Source organism: Franzmannia qiaohouensis (genome assembly GCF_031451695.1).
Lineage (GTDB): Bacteria > Pseudomonadota > Gammaproteobacteria > Pseudomonadales > Halomonadaceae > Franzmannia > Franzmannia qiaohouensis.
Window position 1 is genome coordinate 42,644 of sequence record NZ_JARWAM010000001.1, and the last position, 21,341, is coordinate 63,984.

General features: G+C 66.3%; 22 protein-coding genes and 1 other RNA gene. 8 read left to right on the top strand and 15 right to left on the bottom strand.

The annotated features are described in order from the left end of the window. Window positions 1-186 precede the first annotated feature (186 nt). From carA to grpE, 8 genes are all read right to left on the bottom strand, one after another. Window positions 187-1,332, bottom strand: a complete 1,146-nt coding sequence (carA, locus tag QC821_RS00200; RefSeq protein WP_309715332.1) for a glutamine-hydrolyzing carbamoyl-phosphate synthase small subunit — start codon at window positions 1,330-1,332, stop codon at window positions 187-189. Window positions 1,333-1,849: 517 nt separating this feature from the next. After that, window positions 1,850-2,653 carry a 4-hydroxy-tetrahydrodipicolinate reductase gene (gene dapB, locus QC821_RS00205; protein WP_309715335.1) on the bottom strand — a complete coding sequence of 268 codons (804 nt, stop codon included), beginning with the start codon at window positions 2,651-2,653 and terminating at the stop codon, window positions 1,850-1,852. 50 nt (window positions 2,654-2,703) lie between these two features. Continuing rightward, the gene (locus QC821_RS00210) at window positions 2,704-3,594 is read right to left on the bottom strand and encodes a DMT family transporter (RefSeq protein WP_309715337.1); all 891 of its coding nucleotides are present in this window, start codon (window positions 3,592-3,594) and stop codon (window positions 2,704-2,706) included. Window positions 3,595-3,605: 11 nt separating this feature from the next. After that, window positions 3,606-3,884, bottom strand: coding sequence for a DUF2218 domain-containing protein (locus tag QC821_RS00215; RefSeq protein ID WP_309715340.1), 279 nt, complete (start codon window positions 3,882-3,884; stop codon window positions 3,606-3,608). A 51-nt stretch (window positions 3,885-3,935) separates the two neighbouring features. Continuing rightward, complete coding sequence (locus QC821_RS00220) at window positions 3,936-5,183, bottom strand: NAD(P)/FAD-dependent oxidoreductase (RefSeq protein ID WP_309715342.1); 1,248 nt, start codon at window positions 5,181-5,183, stop codon at window positions 3,936-3,938. A gap of 207 nt (window positions 5,184-5,390) precedes the next feature. After that, window positions 5,391-6,542 carry a molecular chaperone DnaJ gene (dnaJ, locus tag QC821_RS00225; RefSeq protein WP_309715345.1) on the bottom strand — a complete coding sequence of 384 codons (1,152 nt, stop codon included), beginning with the start codon at window positions 6,540-6,542 and terminating at the stop codon, window positions 5,391-5,393. 91 nt (window positions 6,543-6,633) lie between these two features. After that, window positions 6,634-8,565 (bottom strand): molecular chaperone DnaK, encoded by a 1,932-nt coding sequence (gene dnaK, locus QC821_RS00230; protein ID WP_309715348.1) that lies wholly within the window; start codon window positions 8,563-8,565, stop codon window positions 6,634-6,636. 121 nt (window positions 8,566-8,686) lie between these two features. Continuing rightward, window positions 8,687-9,322 carry a nucleotide exchange factor GrpE gene (grpE, locus tag QC821_RS00235; RefSeq protein ID WP_309715350.1) on the bottom strand — a complete coding sequence of 212 codons (636 nt, stop codon included), beginning with the start codon at window positions 9,320-9,322 and terminating at the stop codon, window positions 8,687-8,689. Window positions 9,323-9,543: 221 nt separating this feature from the next. Here grpE and recN point away from each other — a divergent pair, with 221 nt between their 5' ends. Next, window positions 9,544-11,217 (top strand): DNA repair protein RecN, encoded by a 1,674-nt coding sequence (recN, locus tag QC821_RS00240; RefSeq protein WP_309715353.1) that lies wholly within the window; start codon window positions 9,544-9,546, stop codon window positions 11,215-11,217. A gap of 78 nt (window positions 11,218-11,295) precedes the next feature. Here the strand turns inward: recN and fur are convergent, their stop codons facing one another. Next, on the bottom strand, window positions 11,296-11,742 hold the full coding sequence (gene fur / locus QC821_RS00245) for a ferric iron uptake transcriptional regulator (protein WP_163501630.1): 447 nt from the start codon (window positions 11,740-11,742) through the stop codon (window positions 11,296-11,298). A 72-nt stretch (window positions 11,743-11,814) separates the two neighbouring features. Between fur and bamE the strand changes: the two genes are divergently transcribed. Continuing rightward, window positions 11,815-12,357, top strand: coding sequence for an outer membrane protein assembly factor BamE domain-containing protein (gene bamE / locus QC821_RS00250; RefSeq protein WP_309715362.1), 543 nt, complete (start codon window positions 11,815-11,817; stop codon window positions 12,355-12,357). Window positions 12,358-12,375: 18 nt separating this feature from the next. Here bamE and QC821_RS00255 read toward each other — a convergent pair whose 3' ends face one another. Further along, entirely contained in the window at window positions 12,376-12,678 is a 303-nt protein-coding gene (locus QC821_RS00255) for an RnfH family protein (protein WP_309715365.1), read from the bottom strand. A gap of 30 nt (window positions 12,679-12,708) precedes the next feature. Beyond that, on the bottom strand, window positions 12,709-13,143 hold the full coding sequence (locus QC821_RS00260) for a type II toxin-antitoxin system RatA family toxin (RefSeq protein WP_309715368.1): 435 nt from the start codon (window positions 13,141-13,143) through the stop codon (window positions 12,709-12,711). Window positions 13,144-13,271: 128 nt separating this feature from the next. Between QC821_RS00260 and smpB the strand changes: the two genes are divergently transcribed. Beyond that, on the top strand, window positions 13,272-13,754 hold the full coding sequence (smpB, locus tag QC821_RS00265) for an SsrA-binding protein SmpB (RefSeq protein WP_095620742.1): 483 nt from the start codon (window positions 13,272-13,274) through the stop codon (window positions 13,752-13,754). A 61-nt stretch (window positions 13,755-13,815) separates the two neighbouring features. Further along, window positions 13,816-14,195, top strand: a transfer-messenger RNA (tmRNA) gene (gene ssrA / locus QC821_RS00270). A gap of 54 nt (window positions 14,196-14,249) precedes the next feature. Here the strand turns inward: ssrA and QC821_RS00275 are convergent. After that, window positions 14,250-14,996 (bottom strand): sulfite exporter TauE/SafE family protein, encoded by a 747-nt coding sequence (locus QC821_RS00275; protein WP_309715373.1) that lies wholly within the window; start codon window positions 14,994-14,996, stop codon window positions 14,250-14,252. A gap of 279 nt (window positions 14,997-15,275) precedes the next feature. On the opposite strand from QC821_RS00275, the gene QC821_RS00280 reads away from it, so the two are divergent. From QC821_RS00280 to QC821_RS00290, 3 genes are all read left to right on the top strand, one after another. Then, window positions 15,276-16,475 carry a saccharopine dehydrogenase family protein gene (locus QC821_RS00280; protein ID WP_076746070.1) on the top strand — a complete coding sequence of 400 codons (1,200 nt, stop codon included), beginning with the start codon at window positions 15,276-15,278 and terminating at the stop codon, window positions 16,473-16,475. 3 nt (window positions 16,476-16,478) lie between these two features. Next, entirely contained in the window at window positions 16,479-17,645 is a 1,167-nt protein-coding gene (nspC, locus tag QC821_RS00285; protein ID WP_309715378.1) for a carboxynorspermidine decarboxylase, read from the top strand. A 157-nt stretch (window positions 17,646-17,802) separates the two neighbouring features. After that, window positions 17,803-19,089, top strand: a complete 1,287-nt coding sequence (locus tag QC821_RS00290) for an aspartate kinase (protein ID WP_309715381.1) — start codon at window positions 17,803-17,805, stop codon at window positions 19,087-19,089. Window positions 19,090-19,094: 5 nt separating this feature from the next. On the opposite strand, the gene QC821_RS00295 is transcribed toward QC821_RS00290, so the two are convergent. Continuing rightward, window positions 19,095-19,838: a sulfite exporter TauE/SafE family protein gene (locus QC821_RS00295; RefSeq protein WP_309715383.1), complete on the bottom strand. Its 744-nt coding sequence runs from the start codon at window positions 19,836-19,838 to the stop codon at window positions 19,095-19,097. Between the two features lie 100 nt (window positions 19,839-19,938). On the opposite strand from QC821_RS00295, the gene rloA3 reads away from it, so the two are divergent. Then, window positions 19,939-20,496, top strand: a complete 558-nt coding sequence (rloA3, locus tag QC821_RS00300; RefSeq protein WP_309715386.1) for a retropepsin-like aspartic peptidase RloA3 — start codon at window positions 19,939-19,941, stop codon at window positions 20,494-20,496. On the opposite strand, the gene crcB is transcribed toward rloA3, so the two are convergent. After that, window positions 20,474-20,875, bottom strand: a complete 402-nt coding sequence (crcB, locus tag QC821_RS00305) for a fluoride efflux transporter CrcB (protein WP_309715389.1) — start codon at window positions 20,873-20,875, stop codon at window positions 20,474-20,476. The two genes, rloA3 and crcB, sit on opposite strands and share 23 nt — an antisense overlap. After that, complete coding sequence (locus QC821_RS00310) at window positions 20,872-21,279, bottom strand: CrcB family protein (RefSeq protein ID WP_309715392.1); 408 nt, start codon at window positions 21,277-21,279, stop codon at window positions 20,872-20,874. Before QC821_RS00310 ends, crcB begins: the two co-directional genes overlap by 4 nt. Window positions 21,280-21,341 lie beyond the last annotated feature (62 nt).

A 21,341-nucleotide genomic window follows, 5' to 3' on the forward strand; every position in this document is an offset into this window, starting at 1 on the left:
GGTTCCCGCGGCTAATTCAGTGTAAAGACAGACTCGATGATGACTGGGAGAGAGCTTTCCGGCGCCAAGCCTTCGCGAGGGCGCTGTAAACCCTTCCCTGGGCGCTACTTTTGCCATCCATGGCAAAAGACCCTCGCTTCGGCTTGTCCCCGGCGCTCATCTCGCCGGAAGTTTGCAAAGGAGTCCTTAGCGGCGCGCCTTCATCATCTCGACGAAGCGGTCGAACAGCGGCGACACATCGCGCGGCCCGGGGCTCGCCTCGGGGTGGCCCTGGAAGCTGAACGCCGGCCGGTCGGTACGCTCGATCCCCTGCAGGGTGCCGTCGAACAGCGAACGGTGCGTGGCACGCAGATTGGCCGGCAGGCTCGCCTCGTCGGCGGCGAAGCCGTGGTTCTGGCTGGTGATCATCACCTGGCCGCTGTCGAGGTCCTGCACCGGATGGTTGGCGCCGTGGTGACCGTGGCTCATCTTCAGCGTCTTGGCGCCGCTGGCCAGCGCCAGCAGCTGGTGGCCGAGGCAGATGCCGAACACCGGCAGCTCGGTCTCGAGGATCTCGCCGATGGCCTTGATCGCATAGTCGCAGGGCTCGGGGTCACCGGGACCGTTGGCCAGGAACACGCCGTCCGGCTTCATCGCCAGCACCTCGCTGGCCGGGGTCTGGGCCGGCACCACGGTCAGGCGGCAGCCGCGCGAGGCGAGCATGCGCAGGATGTTGCGCTTGACGCCGTAGTCGTAGGCGACCACGTGGAAAGGGCGCTCGCCCTGCGTGGTATCGGCATAGCCTTCGCCGAGGCTCCACTCGCCCTCGCTCCACTCGTAGGGCGTCTGGCAGGAGACCACCTTGGCCAGGTCCATGCCCTTGAGCCCGGGGAAGGCGCGGGCGGCGGCCAGGGCACGCTCGACGGCGTCGTCACCTTCGGCATCAACGCCGGCCAGGATCGCGCCGTTCTGCGAGCCCTTGTCGCGCAGGATGCGGGTCAGCCGGCGGGTGTCGATGTCGGCGATACCCAGCACGTTCTGGCTCTTGAGGTAGTCGGAGAGCGACTGCTCGGAGCGGAAACTGCTGGCCAGCAGCGGCAGGTCGCGGATCACCAGGCCGGCGGCGGCGATAGCGTCGGACTCGACGTCCTCGGCGTTGACGCCGGTGTTGCCGATATGCGGATAGGTGAGGGTGACGATCTGTCGTGTATAGGAGGGGTCGGTGAGAATCTCCTGATAGCCGGTCATGGCCGTATTGAACACCACCTCACCGCTGGTTTGCCCATCGGCGCCGATCGCGGTGCCGTGGAATACGCTGCCATCTTCCAAGGCCAATATCGCGGGTCTGTTCAACGCAACTTCCTCCCATGCTCTTAAGAGACCGCCGACGAGTCACGCTCATCCGACAGATGTTTCAAGGGCGGGCGCCAGGCTGGGTCACGCGGCAGGCGAGCCGTAAAAAAGCGGGACGAAACCTGAAAGACCGGTTTCATCCCGCTTGTTGTCATTGCTCGGTGTGCCCGTGGCCGACTCAACAAGCGCTATGGTGGATGCAGCATCCGGCGCCCGGCCAAAATTTTTGGAATGTTACAGGAATCTCCGCCCAACGGCTAGCCCTCCCTGATCGCATGCAGAGACCAGCTAACGCCGCGACCGAGGGGCGCCGGGGGCAAGCCGAAGAGGTGGTTTGCGCCATGGGTGAGGAGCACCGCTCCGAACGAGCTGGCCATGGATGGCCAGCTCCGGTCCTGCAAGCGGAGCAGGATGCGGGAGCGTAGCAGGGCGCAAGATAGCGCCCAGGGATGGGTTCACAGCGCCACCTCGTAGGTTTGCCCCCGGATCAGCCCCGCCACCCGGGACATTTGAGCGCCTATAGCCCCAGCACATCCTGCATGCTATACCGCCCCTTGCCCTGCTCGGCCACCCAGCGCGCGGCACGCACCGCACCCTTGGCGAAGGTCATGCGGCTCGAGGCCTTGTGGGTGATCTCGATGCGCTCGCCCTCGGTGGCGAACATCACGGTGTGCTCGCCGACGATATCGCCGGCGCGCACGGTGGCAAAGCCGATCTCCTTGGCATCCCGCGGCCCGCACTGGCCAACCCGCTCGAAGACGCCGTGCTCCTTGAGCGTGCGCCCCAGGGAATCGGCCACCACCTCGCCCATCTTCAGCGCCGTGCCGGAAGGCGAGTCGACCTTATGCCGATGGTGAGCCTCGATCACCTCGATGTCGTAGCCCTCGTCGCCCAGCGCCCTGGCGGCAGTCTCGAGCAGCTTCAGCGTGAGGTTCACCCCCACGCTCATGTTCGGCGCGAAGACCATCGCCAGCTTGTCGCGGTAGCCGTCGAGCTCCGCCAGTTGGGCGTCATCCAGGCCGGTGGTGCCGATCACGATACGCTTGCCGTGCGCGGCGCAGAACGCCAGGTTGGCCAGCGTCACCTCCGGCGCGGTGAAGTCGATCAGCACATCGAAGTCGTCGACGATATCGTCGAGCGTCGCCGCCGCCGCGACGCCACACTTGCCAAGCCCGGCCAGCTCGCCGATATCCGCACCGGCAAGCGAGCTGCCCGGCTCGACTACGCCACCCGCCAGGGTAGCCTCGGCATCCTGCTCCACGGCTGCGACCAGGGTGCGGCCCATGCGGCCGGCGACACCGACGATAGCGATACGGGTCATGCGGACTCCTGCAATTCAATGAAGGTGGCGGCGAAGTATAGCAAAGACGCCTAGGCGCTGGCCCGATCGCCGCGCAGCAGCAACACCATGGCGACCACGATCAGCGCGCTGCCGGGCAGCCAGGCCCAGCCGATCTGCGCCAGGTCGCTGGCGAACAGCAGCAGCATCGAGACGAACGGCACCAGGTAGCTGTAAGCGGTGACCGCTCCCGGGGTCAGTGCCGCGGTGGCGCGCTGCATCAGCCAGAAGGTCATGGCGCTGGAGCACAGCCCCAGGTAGACCACCAGCAGCAGGTCGAATGCCGTCATCCGCGCCAGGCCGGCAAGCGGCTCGACCAGGCTGCCGGCCAGGCCGATCAGCGCGCCGCCCAGCGCCAGGCTCCAGAAGGTGCGCGCCGCCGCCGACCCCGACAGCCAGCCGCGATTGAGCCCCCACTTGCTGAGCACCGGATACAGCGCGGTGGATAAACAGCCGCCGAAGAACACCAGCTCGCCGCTGCCGAACTGCAGCCCGCCACCGCCGTTGCGCGCCTCGGCAAACGCCAACCCCAGGGCGCCGCAGGCGCCCAGCGCCAAGATCAGCGGCAGCCGCCAGGCCAGCCGCTCGACGCTTGCCACTACGCCGAAGCTGAACGCCAGCAGCGGCACCACCACGTAGAGGGTGGCCATCGACAGCGCCGTGGCGCGATGCGCGGCCCAGAACATGGCGCCGAAGAAGCCCGCCAGGCACAGCCCCATCAGCGCATACAGCAGCAGTCCGCGCCGCGCAGGCCACCAGTCGGCGGCGCGGCGCGCCAGCGGCCACAGCGCCAGCGAGGCGATGGCAAAGCGCAGCGCGGTCAGCTGCAGTGGCGGCAGGCCCTCGCTCATCACCCCCACGGCGGGGAACGACAGCCCTACCAGCAGCGCCCATAGCAGCATGCCCAGGTGGGCACGGCGCACACTGGCAAAGCTCAATTTTCCCAGACGATATCGAGCGGTTCGCCGGCCATGCGATCCAGGTGGCTGCTCACCACGCCCTCGAGGTGATCGAGGGTCGGCTCATCCAGCGCCTCGATGGCCACCGTCAGGCGATCCGCCGTGGCATGCATCAGGCAGGTGCCATCGGCAAACGCCACCCGGCCCTGCTCGGCGTCGTGCTCGACCTCGAGCTTGTGGGCCCAGTGCTTGCACAGGCGGTTGATCAGCTTGCTGCCGTCGGCGGTAGCGATCTCAGTACGCGAAATAGGCATGGAACCTCCGTTGGGCGTCGGGCATAGCGCCCAACGCAGGGCGAGAAAACGTTACGACGCGAAACGCGCCAGGCGGAAGGGGGCGAGATCCACCGCCGGCGTCTCGCCACACATCTGCTCGGCGAGCACGCGGCCGGTGACAGGGCCCAGCGTAAAACCCTGATGGCCGTGGCCGAAGGCCAGCCACAGCCCATCGTGTCGCGGCGCGGCACCGATCACCGGCAGCATGTCGGCCACGCAGGGGCGGCTACCCATCCACGGCGTCACATCGCGCCGCTCAGCTAGCGGCAGCAACTCACGGGCAGCGCGCTCGGCGGCGTCGAGCTGGCCGTAGCGCGGCGCGGCGTCCAGGGTGGTCAACTCGGCGCCGGTGGTCAGCCGCACCCCGGCGCGCATCGGCGCCAGCAGGTAGCCGGCATCGGCGTCGCGCAGCCAGTGGTTGAGCCGGGTATCGTCCTGCATCGCATAGTGCATATGGTAGCCGCGCTTGGGAAACAGCGGCACGCGATAGCCAAGCTCGGCCAGCCAGCGCGACGACCAGGGCCCGGTGGCCAGCACCAGCTCCTCGGCCTCGTGCATGCCGGCCGCGGTATGCAGCCGCCAGCCGCTGGCGGTCTGCTCCAGGCGCCGGGCCTCGGCCTGCTCGACGCGCCCGCCGGCGGCCTCGAAGGCCGCGGCATAGGCCTTGACCAGCGCCCCGGGGTCGCGCACCGTCCAGCCGTTGGTCCAGTGCACCGCGCCCAGCAAGCCGCCGCGCAGGTGGGGCTCGCGGGCCTTGAGCGCGGCGGCGTCGAGCACCTCATGGGTGACGCCGTACGCCGCGGCGATGGCCTCAGCGTTGGCGACCTGGGCCTCCAGAGAGGCCTGCTCACGAAAGCCGTCCAGCCAGCCCTGCTTGTGGACCAGCGCCTCGGCGCCGGCGGCGGCGATCAGCGCCTGGTGCTCCTCGGTGCAGCGCACCGTCAACGAGGCGTAGGCAGGCACCGCCGCAGCGTGGCGCGCCGGCGTGGAGTGCCGCCAGTACTGCAGCAGCGGCCCGGCCGCGGCGAACAGCCCGCGGGGGCGGTAACGGATATCGATCTGGCGGTTGGGCAGCACCCGCAGCAGGGTCGCCAGGTCGCGGGGAAAGGGGTACGGCTTGACCGCCTCGCGCTGGATGATCCCGGCATTGCCGAAGGAGGTCTCCTCCCCCGGCCCGCGGCGGTCGAGCAGCGTCACCGCGCGCCCGCGCCGCGCCAGGTGGTACGCAATCGAAGTGCCAACCATGCCGGCACCTAGCACCAGGGTCTCGCGGGTCATGTGGGTCGTCCTTGCTCACGGCCAGGCAGCACATTCTGCCCTCTCGGCAGCTTATCAAGAGTGCGAGACGTTTCGCACGTGGCGAGGTGGTTTTTAACCCTCCGCCACCCCAGGCCTCGGTTGGCGCATGCTGAGCCCTGCCCAGACGCACAAGGCCCCGGCATCCGGGATGCCAGGGCCTTGTCGTTGCCACGCGTCGCGGAAGCCTTACGGCTTCATGTCCTCGAAGAACTTCTTCACGCCGTCGAAGAAGCCGCTCTTCTTGGGCGAGTGGCTGTTGCTCTCACCGAGGCTGTTCTGGAACTCGCGCAGCAGCTCCTTCTGGTGCTCGCTGAGCTTGATCGGGGTCTCGAGCACGACCTTGCACAGCAGGTCGCCGGGGGGGCCGCCGCGCACCGGCTTGACGCCCTTGCCCTTGAGCCGGAACAGCTTGCCGGTCTGGGTTTCGGCGGGGATCTTGAGCTTGACCCGGCCGTCCAGGGTCGGCACTTCGAGCTCGCCGCCGAGGGCAGCATCGACGAAGTTGATCGGTACCTCGCACTGCAGGTGGCGGCCATCGCGCTGGAAGATATGGTGCGGCTTGATCGCCACCTGTACGTAGAGGTCCCCCGGCGGGCCGCCGTTGATGCCGGTCTCGCCCTCGCCGTTGAGGCGAATGCGGTCGCCGGTATCGACCCCCGCGGGGATCTTCACCGACAGGGTGCGGGTCTCGCGCACGCGGCCCTCGCCGTTGCACTTGTGGCACGGCACCTTGATGTGCTGACCGCTGCCGTGGCAGGTGGGGCAGGTCTGCTGCACGGCAAAGAAGCCCTGCTGCATGCGCACCTGCCCCATGCCGTTACAGGTCGGGCAGGTCTCCTTGGTGGAGCCGGGCTCGGCGCCCTCGCCGTCGCAGCGCTCGCAGTCGACGTGGCGCGGCACGCGGATATCGACGCTGGTGCCGGCCACCGCATCCTCGAGGTCGAGCTCGAGGTTGTAGCGCAGGTCGCTGCCGCGCTGCGGGGCGTTGGGATGACGGCGGCCACCGCCACCGCCGAAGATATCGCCGAACACGTCGCCGAAGATATCGCTGAAGCCGCCGGCCCCCGCGCCGCCGCCGAAGCCACCACCGCCACCGAAGCCACCGCCCTGGCCGTCGACGCCGGCATGGCCGAACTGGTCGTAGGCGGCGCGCTTCTCGCCGTCGGTCAGGACCTCATAGGCCTCGGAGACCTCGCGGAATTTCTCCGCCGCGCTGTCGTCGTCCGGATTGCGGTCCGGATGGAATTTCTGGGCCAGGCGCCGGTAGGCCTTCTTGATCTCTTTCTGATCGGCCCCGCGCTCGACGCCGAGCACCTCGTAATAGTCACGTTTGGACATGGGTCTGTCCGCCTCCGTAGCGACACTGCGGAAACACCAACGCGGGAGTCAGGCCCCCGCGCTGGCGTCATCCGAAGCTCAGATGTCGTGGTTACTGCTTTTTCTGGTCGTCGTTGACTTCTTCGTACTCGGCGTCGACCACGTCATCTTCCGGCTTGGCGCCACCGTCCTGCTCGCCGCCGGCTTCACCCTGAGCGGCCTCGGCCTGCTCGGCGTACATCTTCTGGGCCAGGTTGCCGGAGGCCTCGGTGAGGGCGCTGAGTTTCTGCTCGATGTCGTCCTTGTCGTCGCCCTTGACCGCTTCCTCGAGCTCGCTGATGGCGCTCTCGATGGCCTGCTTCTCCTCGTCGCTGGCCTTGTCGCCGGCCTCTTCGAGGGTCTTGCGGGTGGCGTGGATCATGCCGTCGGCCTGGTTGCGCAGCGCTACCAGCTCCTCGAACTTCTTATCCTCGTCGGCATGCGCCTCGGCGTCGCGCACCATCTGATCGATCTCGTCGTCGGACAGGCCGCTGGAGGCCTTGATGACGATCGACTGCTCCTTGTTGGTGGCCTTGTCCTTGGCCGACACGTGCAGGATGCCGTTGGCGTCGAGATCGAAGGCGACCTCGATCTGCGGCACGCCGCGCGGTGCCGGCGGGATGTCGGCCAGGTCGAAGCGGCCCAGCGACTTGTTACCGCTGGACTGCTTGCGCTCGCCCTGCAGCACGTGGATGGTCACGGCAGTCTGGTTGTCATCCGCAGTCGAGAAGGTCTGGGTCTTCTTGGTCGGGATGGTGGTGTTCTTCTCGATCAGCGGCGTCATCACGCCACCCAGGGTCTCGATGCCCAGGGTCAGCGGGGTGACGTCGAGCAGCAGCACGTCCTTGACGTCACCGCCCAGCACGCCGCCCTGGATCGCCGCACCCACGGCCACGGCTTCGTCCGGGTTGACGTCCTTGCGGGCGTCCTTGCCGAAGAACTCGGCGACCTTCTTCTGCACCATCGGCATGCGCGTCTGGCCGCCGACCAGGATCACGTCGTCGATCTCCGAGGCCGACAGGCCGGCATCGGCCAGGGCGGTCTTGCACGGCGCCAGCGAGCGCTGCACCAGGTCTTCCACCAGCGACTCGAGCTTGGCACGGGTGACCTTGACGTTGAGGTGCTTGGGCCCGGTGTTGTCGGCGGTGATGTAGGGCAGATTGACATCGGTCTGCTGTGCCGCGGAGAGCTCGATCTTAGCCTTCTCGGCGGCTTCCTTGAGGCGCTGCATGGCCAGGTTGTCGCCGGACAGATCGATGCCGGAGTCGGACTTGAACTGATCGACCAGGTAGTTGATCAGGTGCATGTCGAAGTCTTCGCCACCCAGGAAGGTGTCGCCGTTGGTGGCCAGCACCTCGAACTGGGTCTCGCCGTCGACGTCGGCCACTTCGATGATCGAGATATCGAAGGTGCCGCCGCCCAGGTCGTAGACCGCGATGGTCTTGTCGCCGCGCGCCTTATCCATGCCGTAGGCAAGCGCTGCCGCTGTGGGCTCGTTGATGATGCGCTTGACCTCGAGGCCGGCGATACGCCCGGCGTCCTTGGTGGCCTGGCGCTGGCTGTCGTTGAAGTAGGCCGGCACGGTGATCACCGCCTCGGTCACTTCTTCGCCCAGGTAGTCCTCGGCGGTCTTCTTCATCTTCTTGAGCACTTCGGCGCTGACCTGCGGCGGGGCCAGCTTCTTGCCCTTCACTTCGACCCAGGCGTCACCGTTGTCGGCCTCGGTGATGGCGTAGGGCACCATCTTGATGTCCTTCTGCACCACGTCGTCCTTGAAGCGACGACCGATCAGGCGCTTGATGGCGTACAAGGTGTTGTGCGGGTTGGTGACCGCCTGGCGCTTGGCGGCCTGGCCGACCAGCGTCTCGCCATCATCGGTATAAGCGATGATGGACGGCGTGGTGCGGCCACCTTCGGCGTTCTCGATGACTTTGGCGCTGTCGCCGTCGAGAACGGCGACACAGGAGTTGGTCGTCCCCAGGTCAATACCGATGATGCGTCCCATAGGAAATCCTCGAAAGTTGTCACTTGATTCGTACATCGCGGCCTTCGCCGCGGGGTTGTCGTCTATCTGGGGGCCGCCTGGCGCTTTTCAAGACCCGCGCCCCCAATCGCCTTGACATTGCTCAGTTCGCGGCCTGGCTGACCACCACCATGGCCGGGCGTACCAGGCGCCCGTTGAGCAGGTAGCCCTTCTGCATCACATCCATCACGGTGTTGGGCTCGAGCTCGGGGTTGGGCACCATCGCCATGGCCTCGTGGTACTGAGGGTCGAACGGCTCGCCGTGGGGCTCCACCGCCTCGACGCCGAACTTGGCGAACACGTCGAGCTGCAGCTTGAGGGTCATCGATACGCCCTCGCGGTGCGCGTCGCTGGCGCCGTCTTCCATGGCCTCCAGCGCCTTCTCCAGGCTGTCGACCACCGGCAGCAGCTCCTTGACGAACTTCTCGAGCGCGAACTTGCGGGCCTTGTCGGCTTCCTGTTCGGCGCGACGACGCACGTTCTGCGCTTCGGCGGCGGCGCGCAGCGCCTGGTCCTTGGCATCGGCGGCGCTCTGCTCGAGCTCCTCGATGCGCGCGTTGAGTGCATCGACATCGGCGTCGCTGGCGACCGGTTCGTCAACCGGCTCGCTCTCACCCTGGTCGGCGGCGGCCTCGATGGCCTCTTCTAGGTCGCCATCCAGCGGCGTCTTCTGCGGCTCGGCGTCCTGCTCGGCACGCTCCAGCTCTTCGTCTAGCGGCGTCTGCGGCTGTTTGGCCATGAGTGTCTCCTGACATCGAAAGACGGCACGCGGCCGCCTGAACATTTCACGACATGCAGTATCTGCAAGGCTGATTACATCGAATTGCTGCCTATATGGGGATGCTGGCGTCAATCTCAAGGCATACCGGCATACGGCGAGAGCACGAGCATTGTCGGCCCACATCAGCTACTGTATAAACGCACAGAGGAGTGATCCACACTGCAAGGAGATAGGCGGCCATGCTGGTACAGCTCGCAATTCGTGATTACGCCATCGTCGACAGCCTCGATCTGGAGCTTCACGGCGGCATGACCGCCATCACCGGCGAAACCGGGGCCGGCAAGTCGATCCTGCTCGGCGCCCTGGGGTTGTGCCTGGGCGAGCGCGCCGACGCCGGCAGCGTACGCCACGGCCGCGAGCGCGCCGACCTCTCGGCACGCTTCGATATTGCCGCCCTGCCCGAGGCGCGGGCCTGGCTGGAGCAGCGTGAACTGCCCGTCGACGACTGCCTGCTGCGCCGGGTGATCACCGCGGCCGGGCGCTCCAAGGCGTGGATCAACGGCCAGCCGGCGACCATCGCCGACCTCAAGGCGCTGGGCGAGCACCTGATCGAGATTCACGGCCAGCACGCCCATCAGGCGCTACTCCGCGAAGACACCCACCTGCGCCTGCTCGACGACTACGCCGGCCAGCGCGAGGCGGTCGCCGCCCTGGGCGAGACCCATCGCCGCTGGCAGCAGGCGCGGCGCAATCTCAAGCGGCTGAGCGAAGATGGCGACGAACTGGCGGCGCGCCGCCAGCTGCTGCGCTATCAGGTCGAGGAGCTCGACCAGCTGGCGCTGGCCGAGGGCGAGCTGGACGCCCTGGAGGAGGAGCAGACACGCCTCGCCCACGCCGAGGAGACCCTGCGCGAGGCGCAGTTTGCCGCCGACTGCTGCGACCACGACGACGGCGGCGCCCAATCGCTGCTGGCCCAGGCGATCAGCCGCCTGGGCGCGCTGCCCGGCAGCAACCGCGGCAGCCTCGCCGAGACCCTCGGCATGCTTGAGGAGGCGCGCATTCAGGTCGAGGAAGCCGGCCGCGAGCTGCAGCGCTTCGTCGACACCACCGAGCTCGACCCGGCGCGCCTGGCCGAAGTCGAAGAGCGGCTCGGCGCGGTGCATCGCATTGCCCGCAAGCATCATGTGCTGCCGGACGAACTGGTCGCGCTGCATCAGCGCCTGCAGCATGAGCTGGCCGAGCTCGACGGCGGTGAGAACGACCTCGAAGCGCTCAGCCAGGAGGTCGAGCAACTGCGCGACGCCTGGCGCCAGCAGGCCAAGGCGATCAGCGCGGCGCGCCAAACAGCGGCGACGCGCTTCGCCGACGAGGTACAGGCGCAGCTGGGTTTCCTGGCCATGGGCAAGGCGAGCTTCGCGGTGCAGGTCGAGCCCCGCGAGACCGCCGCCGCTGACGGCATGGACACGGTACGCTTCCTGATCAGCGCCAACCCCGGCCAGCCGCCACGGCCGCTGACCAAGGTCGCCTCGGGCGGCGAACTGTCGCGCATCAGCCTGGCGATCCAGGTAGTGGCGGCCAGCCACTCGACGATCCCGAGCCTGGTGTTCGACGAGGTCGACGTGGGTATCTCCGGGGCCACCGCGGAGATCGTCGGCCAGCTGCTCAAGCGCCTGGGGGCCAACGGTCAGGTGATGACCGTGACCCACCTGCCCCAGGTCGCCGCCCAGGCCCACCAGCACCTGCACATCGAGAAGCAGGCCGAGGCCGACACCACCCTGACCCAGATGATGCTGCTCGACGGCGCCGGGCGGGTACGCGAGCTGGCGCGCATGCTCGGTGGGGTCAAGCTCTCCGAGCGCACCCTGGCGCACGCTCGCGAGATGCTCGACGCCAGCCAGCACGCCCATCACTAGCGCCTGGCGCCGCGGCCCCACACGCACTCGGCCCCGATCATGGATCGGGGCCGAGAGATGTGACGCAGCCAGTCGTGCTTACTTCTTCTGAATGCCTTCCTGGCGGGTCGCCTTGGAGCCCTTGGGGCGCACGTACAGCACCAGGGCGTGATCCACCAGTTCGAAGCCATGCTCCTCGGCGATCTCCTGTTGACGACGCTCAATGGTCTCATCGAAGAACTCGATGATCTCACCGCTCTCGAGGCACACCATATGGTCGTGGTGTTCGTCCTGAGACAGCTCGAACAGCGCGTGCCCGCCGTCGAAGTTGTGACGTATCACCAGGCCGGCAGACTCGAATTGAGTAAGCACGCGATAGACGGTGGCCAGGCCCACGTCTTCGCCGGCATCCAGCAGTGCCTTGTAGACATCTTCGGCACTCAAGTGGTGCTGACCCGGGGCATTCTCCAGGATCTGCAGGATCTTGACGCGGGGCAGGGTCACCTTCAGACCCGCCTTGCGTAATTCATGGTTCTGATCGGCCATGGTCGCTCTTCGCAGTAACGTGTAGGGTCGGGTATGATCGACCGACTCAACGATAGTGAAGAACAGGCTCAAATGCAAAAGCTGATCAAAACCGTCACCCTTTCCGTTGCCCTCACCACGCTGGTCAGCGGCTGCAGCTACTTAGGCGTCTACAAGCGCGACCTGGCCCAGGGCAACCTGGTGACCCAGGACATGGTCGGCCAGCTGCAGCCGGGTATGAGCCGCGACCAGGTACGCGGTGTAATGGGCACCCCGCTGCTCGAGGGCCCGTTCGACGCCAGCCAGTGGGACTACCTGTTCCGCCTCGACGAAGCCTACGGCGGCGTTGACCAGCGCCGCGTCACCCTGACCTTCGACGGCGACCGCCTGGTCGACATCAGCCGCGACGGCGACCTGTCCCGCGACATCGACCTGATGCCCGAGGATGGCCCCGGCCCGGCCCCGGAGGGCGTCGGTCCGGACGACGGCATGAGCCCGCAGCCCGAGGCGCAACCCGAGCCTCAGCAGGGCGGCGGCACCGCCCCGGCCGGCGGCGCACCCGCCGAGCGCGCGCCGGAGCCCAGCCAGCCGGAGCCAAGCGAACAGGAACCGATCCAGCAGGATCCGTCCCTCTAACCGCGACCTGGCTATCGATCAGCGCGCCTTGCCCTGCTCGGCGCGCCGCTTGCGCGCCTGCTTGGGATCGATCTGCAGCGGGCGGTAGACCTCGACCCGGTCGCTCTCGCTGAGCGGCTGGTCGTCGCGCTTGAGCGGCGTGCCGAAGATCCCCAGCGGCGCTTCGCGGAAGAATGCCTCGCCCTGCTCGGGAAACGCCGCTGCCAGCCCAGCCTGCAGCACCGCTTGGCGGGCGGTGGTGCCCGGCGGCACCGCCAGCGCCACCAGCCGCTGGCGCTCGGGTAGCGCGAAGGCCACTTCGACTTCGATCGTATCGCTCATCACCCGGCTCCCGGCGCGCGTTTACCGCGCTCAGCGACCATAGAGGTCGTCTGCGCGTCGGGTAAACGACTCCACCAGCTGCCCGGCAACCTGTTGAAACAGCTTGCCGAAGGCCATGCCCAGCAACCGGTTGGCGAATTCGAACTCCATCTCCAGGCTCACCTTGCAGGAATCCTCGCCCATCGGCGTGAACAGCCAGCGCCCGCGCAGGCGCTTGAAAGGCCCCTTCACCAGTGACAGCTCGATGCGCTCCGGCTCGACCAGGTCGTTGCGGGTCATGATGCTGTGCTCGATACCCGCCCTGCCCAGGGTCATCTCGCCGATCAGGTGCTCGTCGTCGCGCTCGACCAGGCGTGCCCGCCGGCAGCCCGGCAGAAACTCCGGATAGCGCTCGAAATCATTGACCAGGTCGAACATCGCCTGGGGGGTGTGCCGCACCAGGGCGGACCGATTGACCGTAGGCATTTACCTCTCCGCTGACTTTGCTGGGCCGTACGCGTATCATGGTCGGCTATTTCGTCAAGCCTTGAATCTTATCACGCTTCCCCCCATCTCGAACGGGGCTGCCAAGGCATATCGACACACGAGGTTCCATGGCCAACAAGAAAGGCAAGGGCAAAGGCCCGTCCAGTTCCGTCATCGCCCAGAACAAGAAGGCGCGCTTCGAGTACCACATCGACGAGACCTTCGAAGCGGGCCTCGCGCTGGCCGGGTGGGAGGTCAAGAGCCTGCGTGCCGGCAAGGCCCAGCTCACCGACACCTATATCCTGATCAAGAACAGCGAGGCCTGGCTGCTGGGGAGTCACATCACCCCGCTCAATACCGCCAGCACTCACGAGATCGCCGATCCGACGCGCACCCGCAAGCTGCTGCTGCACCGCAAGGAGATCGCCAAGATCTTCTCGCGCACCCAGGACAAGGGCCACACCTGCGTGCCGCTCAAGCTGTACTGGAAGAAGAACCTGATCAAGTGCGAGCTGGCACTGGTGACCGGCAAGAAGCAGCATGACAAGCGCGCCACCGAGAAGGAGCGCGACTGGAACCGCCAGAAGGCACGGATCATGCGCGACCACTGAAACGGCGCACGCTTGAACTGGCGTCGCGCCGTCCCCACCTGATAGAATGACGAGGTTCCACGGGGGCGACATGGCTTCGACGCCGGTGACAACCTCCTAGGTGCATGCCGAGAGCGTGATGTATCTCGTAAATACAACATCACGATTAAATAGTCGCAAACGACGACAACTACGCTCAGGGCGCGCTGGCAGCTTAATAGCTGTTAGCTTCTAGTCCGGCCCCAAAGTGATGTGCCCATTCATCACGGCGGGGATATGAGCGCAAACTGATGGGATCGCGGTTGGTGGTGTCCTCTCACCAATCGCTAAAACTTAGAGGAATCGCGTAGCTGGATCCTGCCCGTCGGAGCCAGTAGCGTTAAATCAAAAGACGGACCTAAGCATGTAGAGCCGAAGAGCGAGTGCCGGCGGACGCGGGTTCAATTCCCGCCGCCTCCACCAATTAGCCATACGAATCAAGCACCTACGGGTGCTTTTTTCGTTTCTGCCGCTCGACTAACCGTTGACCGATGAGATCAAGGCATCCAGCAAGATGCGCATGGCGATCAAGAACAGCAGCGCCATGATGACCTTGTCGATGACGTCTCGCGCCAGGTACTGCCCCAGGCGCCCTCCCAGCGGCATGGCCAGCCAGATCACCAGGAATGCCGCCACGCTGGCCATGGCGAGCGGCCATGTGACGAGCCCAACGGAGAGCAGCGCAGGAAGCTGGACCACCGTGATGGCGGCAAAGAACGTCGAAATCGAGCCAATGAAAACCCGTCGCTCCAGACGCATGAAGTTGAGAAACGCCACCGACACCGGCGCCGACATTCCCACCGCGCCTTGCAGCACGCCCCCGCATAGGCCGGCAGGGATGACCAGCTTATTGGCTAGCGCGTGGCCCAGCTCGGCATCGCGGCGCAACACGCGCAACCCCAGGTAGGCCAGCATGGTCACGGCGACGGTGATCGACAGCAGCTTCTCGTTGATACTCACCAGCGCCCAGGTGCCCAGCAGCACGCCCACCCCGCCCGCCACGGCAAACCAAATCAGGAAGCGCAGCGGCAGCAGATGGCGACGGTAGCGCCAGACCTGCAACATATTGCTCAGCAGGTTGGGTACCAGCAGGACGACGATGGCGGTCTGGATATCGTAGAGCACCGTGAAGATGGGCACCACGATTAGAGGGACTCCAGAACCAATGGCGCCTTTGACGAACCCTGCCAGTACCAGCGTCAAGATTGACAGCAGTATCAGCATTGGGGCCGGATCCTTCTCAGGCCCCTAACCCGGGCACACGTATCGGCTAGCTGATTCACCAGCCATCGCTCGATTATGTAGCGCTCCAGCACCCTGCTTGCCTCCCTTCGAGATGTCACATCACCTGACGGTGACAGGAAGCGTGAACCATCCCACAGACTTGACGCGAAAACCACTTGCGAGCAGCCTCATGGGGAGCCATTATCTGCGCCCTCTCGCCGGCCCACCGGGTCCTGGGCGAGGCCACGACCGAACATTACCCGATCTGGATGCGAACCCATGAGCAAAGTCCTGATTATTGGCGCCGGCGGCGTCGGCGGTGTCGTTACCCACAAGTGCGCCCAGCACCCCGCGGTGTTCAGCGAGATCATGCTGGCCAGCCGCAACGAGGCCAAGTGCAAGGCGATCGCCGACCAGCTGGATCGCCCGATCCAGACCGCCCAGGTAGATGCCGATGACGTCGAGGCGCTGGTCGCCCTGATCGAATCCTTCCAACCCGACGTGCTGATCCATGTGGCGCTGCCCTATCAGGACCTGACCATCATGGAGGCGTGCCTGCGCACCGGCGTGCCCTACCTGGACACCGCCAACTACGAGCACCCCGACGAGGCCAAGTTCGAGTACAAGGAGCAGTGGGCCTTCCAGGACCGCTACAAGGATGCCGGCAACATGGCCACCCTGGGCTGCGGCTTCGACCCGGGCATGACCAACATCTACTGCGCCTACGCCCAGAAGAACCTGTTCGACGAGATCCACCGCATCGACATCCTGGATGCCAACGGCGGCGACCACGGCTACCCGTTCGCCACCAACTTCAACCCGGAGATCAATATTCGCGAGATCACCGCGAAGGGGCGCTACTGGGAGAAGGGCGAGTGGAAGGAGACCGACCCGCTGGCGGTGAAGCGCAAGTTCGACTTCGACGGCATCGGCGAGAAGGACATCTACCTGCTCTACCATGAGGAGATGGAATCCCTGTGCCAGAACATCAAGGGCCTGGAGCGCATCCGCTTCTGGATGACCTTCTCCGAGAAGTACATCACCCACCTCAAGGTGCTCGAGAACGTCGGCATGACCAGCATCGAGCCGATCAAGGTCGGCGATGCCGAGATCTCTCCGCTGGAGTTCCTCAAGGCGGTGCTGCCCGACCCGGCCTCGCTGGGCCCGCGCACCAAGGGCAAGACCAACATCGGCATCATTGCCGACGGCATCAAGGACGGTAAGCGGCGCAAGGTGCATATCTACAACATCTGCGACCACGAGCAGTGCTATGCCGAAGTGCAGTCCCAGGCGATCTCCTACACCACCGGCGTGCCGGCGGTGACCGGTGCCATGCTGATGCTGGAAGGCATCTGGAAGGGGGCGGGCGTGTTCAACGTCGAGCAGCTCGACCCCGACCCCTTCATGGCACGCATCGGCGAGATGGGGCTGCCCTGGCAGGTGGTCGAGCTCGATCCCGACCACGACCCGCTGGCCTGAGCCATGGCCAACGCACGCGAGCAGGGCCTGGACTTCAACGTCCAGGCCTGCCCCTCCCCGGCCTACGTAGTGGACGACGCCCTGCTGCGTCGCAACCTCGAGCGACTTGCCGACGTCCAGGCGCGCAGCGGCGCGCGGATTCTGCTGGCGCTGAAGGGTTTCGCCATGTGGGACTGCTTCCCGATGATTCGCGAGTACCTGGTGGGCACCACGTCCAGCGGCCAGGACGAGGCGCGTCTGGGCGCCGAGACCTTCGGTGGCGAGGTGCACTGCTACTCGCCGGCCTTCACCGAGGAGGAGCTGGCCGTGGTGCTGCGCTACGCCGACCACATCAGCTTCAACTCGCCGGGCCAGTGGCGGCGCTTCCGCGAGACCCTCGCGGCGGCGCCGCGCCGGGTCTCCTGCGGCATGCGGGTCAACCCGGAGCACTCTACCGGCGCGGTGCCGCTCTACGACCCCTGTGCGCCGGGCTCACGGCTCGGCACCCGCGCCGCGGATCTGGCGCCTGCGGACCTGGAAGGCCTCGAGGGGCTGCACTTCCACACCCTGTGCGAGCAGAACAGCGACGCCCTGGAAGAGACCCTGGCGGCCTTCGAGGCCAAGTTCGGCCACTACCTCGGCAGCATGAAGTGGATGAACCTGGGCGGCGGCCACCATATTACCCGCGCCGACTACGACGTCGAGCGGCTGGTACGAGTGATCCGCGACTTCAAGGCGCGCCATCCGCACCTTACCGTCTACCTGGAACCGGGTGAGGCGATCGCGCTGAACACCGGCTACCTGGTCTGCTCGGTGCTGGATATCGTCGACAACGACGGCCCCATCGCCATCCTCGACACCTCCGCCACCGCGCATATGCCCGACGTGCTGGAGATGCCCTACCGGCCCGAGATCATCGGCGCCGGCGAGCCGCAAGAGAAGGCCCACACCTATCGCCTGGGCGGCATGACGTGCCTGGCCGGCGACGTGATCGGCGACTACAGCTTCGACGCGCCTCTCGAGATCGGCGACCGCCTGGTATTCACCGACATGGCCCACTACACCATGGTCAAGACCACCACCTTCAACGGCATCCGCCTGCCGTCGATCTGCCGCATCGACGAGGCAAGCCGCAAGGTGCGCACGGTCAGAACCTTCGGCTACGTGGACTATATGCAGCGGCTCAGCTGAGCGAGTCAGAGTGGCATTCGACAAGGCACCTTCGGGTGCCTTTTTGCTGCGCGCTACTGTGTCACTGGCGTGAGTCGCTTGTGCGATACGCCTCTTTCGTCCACCCCGCGATTGCCGCATGGTATTAGTGCTACATCCACCGCCAGGGAGAGACGGTATGACAACGGTATTCAAGTTCGGCGGCGCCTCGATCAAGGACGCCGATGCGATTCGCCACCTGGGTGAGCTGCTCAGGCAGCTCGAGACGCGCCCCGACGTGGTGGTAGTCTCCGCCATGGGCAAGACCACCAATGCCCTGGAGGCCCTGCTCGCCGCCGCCCGCGGCAGCGATGAGGACGACTATCGCCAGCAGCTCGAGGCGCTGCGCCGCGACCACCTGGCCGCCGTCGAGCGCCTGTTCGGAACGCGGCAGGGCCAGCTTGGCGAGCGCATCGAGGAGCTGCTGGCGGAGCTCGACGCACGCCACCGCAAGCATCGCGACGACGCCCGTCCCCGCCATTACGACCAGACGATCGGCTATGGCGAACTGCTCTCCACCACCATCGTCAGCGCCTGGTTCAACCAGATCGGCCTGGCCTGCGACTGGCACGACGCCCGCCGCCTGATCGTCACCGATGCCAACCACCAGGCCGCCAACGTCGACTGGGCCGAGACCTCGCAGCGGCTCCAGGCGCTCGCCGGCGGGCGAATGGTCATCACCCAGGGCTTTATCGGCGGCAGCGCCGACGGCGTCTCGACAACGCTGGGCCGCGAGGGCTCGGATTTCAGCGCAGCGATCATCGCCCACTGCCTGGACGCCGATGAGGTGGTGATCTGGAAGGACGTGCCGGGGCTGTTCAACGCCGACCCACGGCGCTTCGACAACGCCCAACAGCTGATGCAACTCAGCTACGACGAGGCCATCGAGCTGGCCTGGCTGGGTGCCAAGGTGATCCACCCCAAGACCCTGGCGCCGCTGCGCGAGCGCCACATACCGCTCAGGGTGCGCTCGTTCGAGACCCCGGACGCCCCGCCCAGCGTCATCTCGCAGCACGGCGACGACGACCCCACGCCGGCCTGCATCCTGGCCGAGGAGCAGGTGCTGCTGGAGATCCAGCCCTGCGACTTCTCGTTCATGGACGAAGTCCGCCAGCACGAGGTGTTTGGCCGCCTGGTCGACGCCGGCCTGCACGCCAACCTGATCGACGGCGGCGCCATGCGCCTGTCGCTATGCCTCGACGCCCACCCCGCGCGCCTCGAACCCTTTGTCGAACGACTCGCCGCCGACTACGTCCTCACCCGCCACGACGACCTGACGCTGCTCTCGGTGCGCCACCCCACCCCGGCGCTGCTGGCCTCGCTCAGTGCGGATCGCGAGATCCTCGCCGAGCGCCATAACACGCAAACCGCCCAGCGGCTGTTTCACACCGCGGAGTGCCCGGAGACCTGGCATATCCCAGAGTAAGCCCATCACCCCAGCGCCTTGACCATCAGCTGTACGCCGACGACGGCCATGGCGATGATGATCAGGCGGTAGAACAGCGTCTCGTTGACCCGGTGCTGCAGCCATAGGCCGCTCTTGACCCCGGCCCAGGCCACCGGCACCAGCACCAGCGAGGCCCAGGCGCTGGTCAGGTTGATCTCGCCGAGCCACAGATAGGGGCCGAGCTTCATCAGGTTGACGGCGGCAAACACGATGGCGCAGGTGGCGATGAAGGTGCGCTTGGCCAGGCGGCGAGGAATCAGGTAGAGGTTGATCGGCGGCGCACCGGCGTGAGCCAGAAAGCTGGTAAAGCCGCAGCCGATACCCGCCGGCAGCGCCCAGAACGAGGCGATGGGACGTCCCGCGGCGGGCCTGAACAGCATGTAGGCGGCAAAACTCAGCGACAGCGCCCCTAGCAGCAGGCGCACGCCGTTCTCGTCGAGGCTGCCGATCAGCAGCGTGCCGATGACCACCCCCAGCGCCAGCCCGGGCAGGATGCGCCGCACCTCGGCGCGGTCGTGATGCCCCCACCACGCCTTGACGGTGAAGGCATCCATCACCAGCAGCAGCGGCAGCAGCAGGCCGGCCGCCTCGATGGGGCCGATGGCCAGTGCCATCAGCGGCACCGAGAGAGTGCCAAAACCGCCAGCGAAGCCGCCCTTGGAGACACCGGTAAGATAGGTTGAGAAGATAATCAGGCTCCAGGCGAGCCAGGAGTAGTCGGGTAGCATCGCTGCTCCTCGGGAGCGTTGCGCCAGGCTGGCATCCGGCGAGGGAATTATTCGCCGCAATGGTACTCTATCCCTGCGTTGCATAAGACAAGGAGATCCCATGCAAACTCGTGCATTACTGCCCCGCCGCTTGATCGGCGCCGCCGGCGCCCTACTGCTGGCCACCTCATCGCTTGCCGCCAGTGCCGACGAGCCGGTCTTCGGCTGGATCGAGATGGCCACCGTGGAACCCTGGGGCACCACCATAAAAGCCAAGCTCGACAGCGGTGCCCTGACCTCATCGCTGGATGCCCGCGATATCGAACGCTTCGAAAAGGACGGCGAAGAGTGGGTGCGCTTCCGCCTCGAACTGGAGGACGAGCGCAGCGACGAGGTGCTCACCGAGGAACTCGAGAAGCCGATCTACCGCAGCATCAAGGTCCGCGGCGCGGGCGGAAGCGCAAGGCGCGCCGTGGTGCTGATGGAGTTCTGTATCGGTGATCGTCGCTATGAGGAGCAGGTCGGGCTGCGCGACCGCAGCGAGATGTTCTACCCGCTGCTGCTGGGGCGTCGCACCATCGAGCATCTGGGCCTGCTCGACGTACGCGAAACCTTTATCAACGGCGCCAATTGCGACGACGATGCCGAGCTGGTGGCTAACGACCCGGACGCCGATTGAGCCATTCGCCAGCGACGCTGCCCAGCCAGGCGCCGGCCAGCCACAGCGCCACGGACAGGCCGATGTAGAACAGCGCCATGCCCGGCGCGCCGGTGCCGGCCAGCGTCAGCACCTCGAGGCTGAAGATCGAGAAGGTGGTGAAGCCGCCGCAGAAGCCGCCGATCAGGAACAGCTGCATGCGCGTCGAGAGCGGCCAGCGCCCGGCGCTCAGCGAGGCAATCAGGCCGATGGCAATCGAGCCCAGCAGGTTGACGCTGAGGGTGCCCCAGGGCAGTCCCCCCGGGCTTGCCAGCAGCCACAGCGAGACCAGGTAGCGCGCCATGGCCCCCAGCGCACTGCCGGCCGCTACCGCCGCATAGTTGGCAATTGCCGCCTTCATAGCGAGCCTCCCGCCACCAGCCGGCCGACGATCAGGCCAAGCGATACTGCCAGCAAGCACCCGAGCAGTGACGCGGCTATATTCAGGTAGCCGCGCCAGGGTTCAGCGCTGCGCAGCAGCGTAAGGGTCTGCAGGCTAAAGGAGGAAACGGTGGTGTAGCTGCCCAGCACGCCGACGGCGAGCAGCCACCAGCTGGCGGTTGGCCCCTGCAGCAGCAGCACATCCAGCCCCCAGGCGCCGGCCAGCAGGCCGAGCAGCAGCGCTCCGCTGAGGTTGACCACCAGCGTCCCCCAAGGAAATACCGCCCCCCAGCGCGCGGTGACAACAGCCGTGAGCAAGACCCGCAGCACGCCCCCAAGCGCCCCACCGGCACCGACCCATATCAGCGGATGGACATCCAACACGGCACTCCCCCCTTACGCCAGCGGCCATATTAGCAGACATAAAAAACCACCCGCGAACGGGT

Excerpts from the sequence above, each read along its gene's own strand:
- crcB (WP_309715389.1), bottom strand. The coding sequence starts at position 20,875 with ATGAAGGCGGCAATTGCCAACTATGCGGCGGTAGCGGCCGGCAGTGCG.
- smpB (WP_095620742.1), top strand. The coding sequence starts at position 13,272 with ATGGCCAACAAGAAAGGCAAGGGCAAAGGCCCGTCCAGTTCCGTCATC.
- fur (WP_163501630.1), bottom strand. The coding sequence starts at position 11,742 with ATGGCCGATCAGAACCATGAATTACGCAAGGCGGGTCTGAAGGTGACC.
- QC821_RS00295 (WP_309715383.1), bottom strand. The coding sequence starts at position 19,838 with ATGCTACCCGACTACTCCTGGCTCGCCTGGAGCCTGATTATCTTCTCA.
- dnaK (WP_309715348.1), bottom strand. The coding sequence starts at position 8,565 with ATGGGACGCATCATCGGTATTGACCTGGGGACGACCAACTCCTGTGTC.
- QC821_RS00290 (WP_309715381.1), top strand. The coding sequence starts at position 17,803 with ATGACAACGGTATTCAAGTTCGGCGGCGCCTCGATCAAGGACGCCGAT.
- bamE (WP_309715362.1), top strand. The coding sequence starts at position 11,815 with ATGCAAAAGCTGATCAAAACCGTCACCCTTTCCGTTGCCCTCACCACG.
- QC821_RS00220 (WP_309715342.1), bottom strand. The coding sequence starts at position 5,183 with ATGACCCGCGAGACCCTGGTGCTAGGTGCCGGCATGGTTGGCACTTCG.
- nspC (WP_309715378.1), top strand. The coding sequence starts at position 16,479 with ATGGCCAACGCACGCGAGCAGGGCCTGGACTTCAACGTCCAGGCCTGC.
- QC821_RS00255 (WP_309715365.1), bottom strand. The coding sequence starts at position 12,678 with ATGAGCGATACGATCGAAGTCGAAGTGGCCTTCGCGCTACCCGAGCGC.
- grpE (WP_309715350.1), bottom strand. The coding sequence starts at position 9,322 with ATGGCCAAACAGCCGCAGACGCCGCTAGACGAAGAGCTGGAGCGTGCC.
- QC821_RS00215 (WP_309715340.1), bottom strand. The coding sequence starts at position 3,884 with ATGCCTATTTCGCGTACTGAGATCGCTACCGCCGACGGCAGCAAGCTG.
- dnaJ (WP_309715345.1), bottom strand. The coding sequence starts at position 6,542 with ATGTCCAAACGTGACTATTACGAGGTGCTCGGCGTCGAGCGCGGGGCC.
- QC821_RS00275 (WP_309715373.1), bottom strand. The coding sequence starts at position 14,996 with ATGCTGATACTGCTGTCAATCTTGACGCTGGTACTGGCAGGGTTCGTC.
- dapB (WP_309715335.1), bottom strand. The coding sequence starts at position 2,653 with ATGACCCGTATCGCTATCGTCGGTGTCGCCGGCCGCATGGGCCGCACC.
- rloA3 (WP_309715386.1), top strand. The coding sequence starts at position 19,939 with ATGCAAACTCGTGCATTACTGCCCCGCCGCTTGATCGGCGCCGCCGGC.
- recN (WP_309715353.1), top strand. The coding sequence starts at position 9,544 with ATGCTGGTACAGCTCGCAATTCGTGATTACGCCATCGTCGACAGCCTC.
- QC821_RS00260 (WP_309715368.1), bottom strand. The coding sequence starts at position 13,143 with ATGCCTACGGTCAATCGGTCCGCCCTGGTGCGGCACACCCCCCAGGCG.
- QC821_RS00280 (WP_076746070.1), top strand. The coding sequence starts at position 15,276 with ATGAGCAAAGTCCTGATTATTGGCGCCGGCGGCGTCGGCGGTGTCGTT.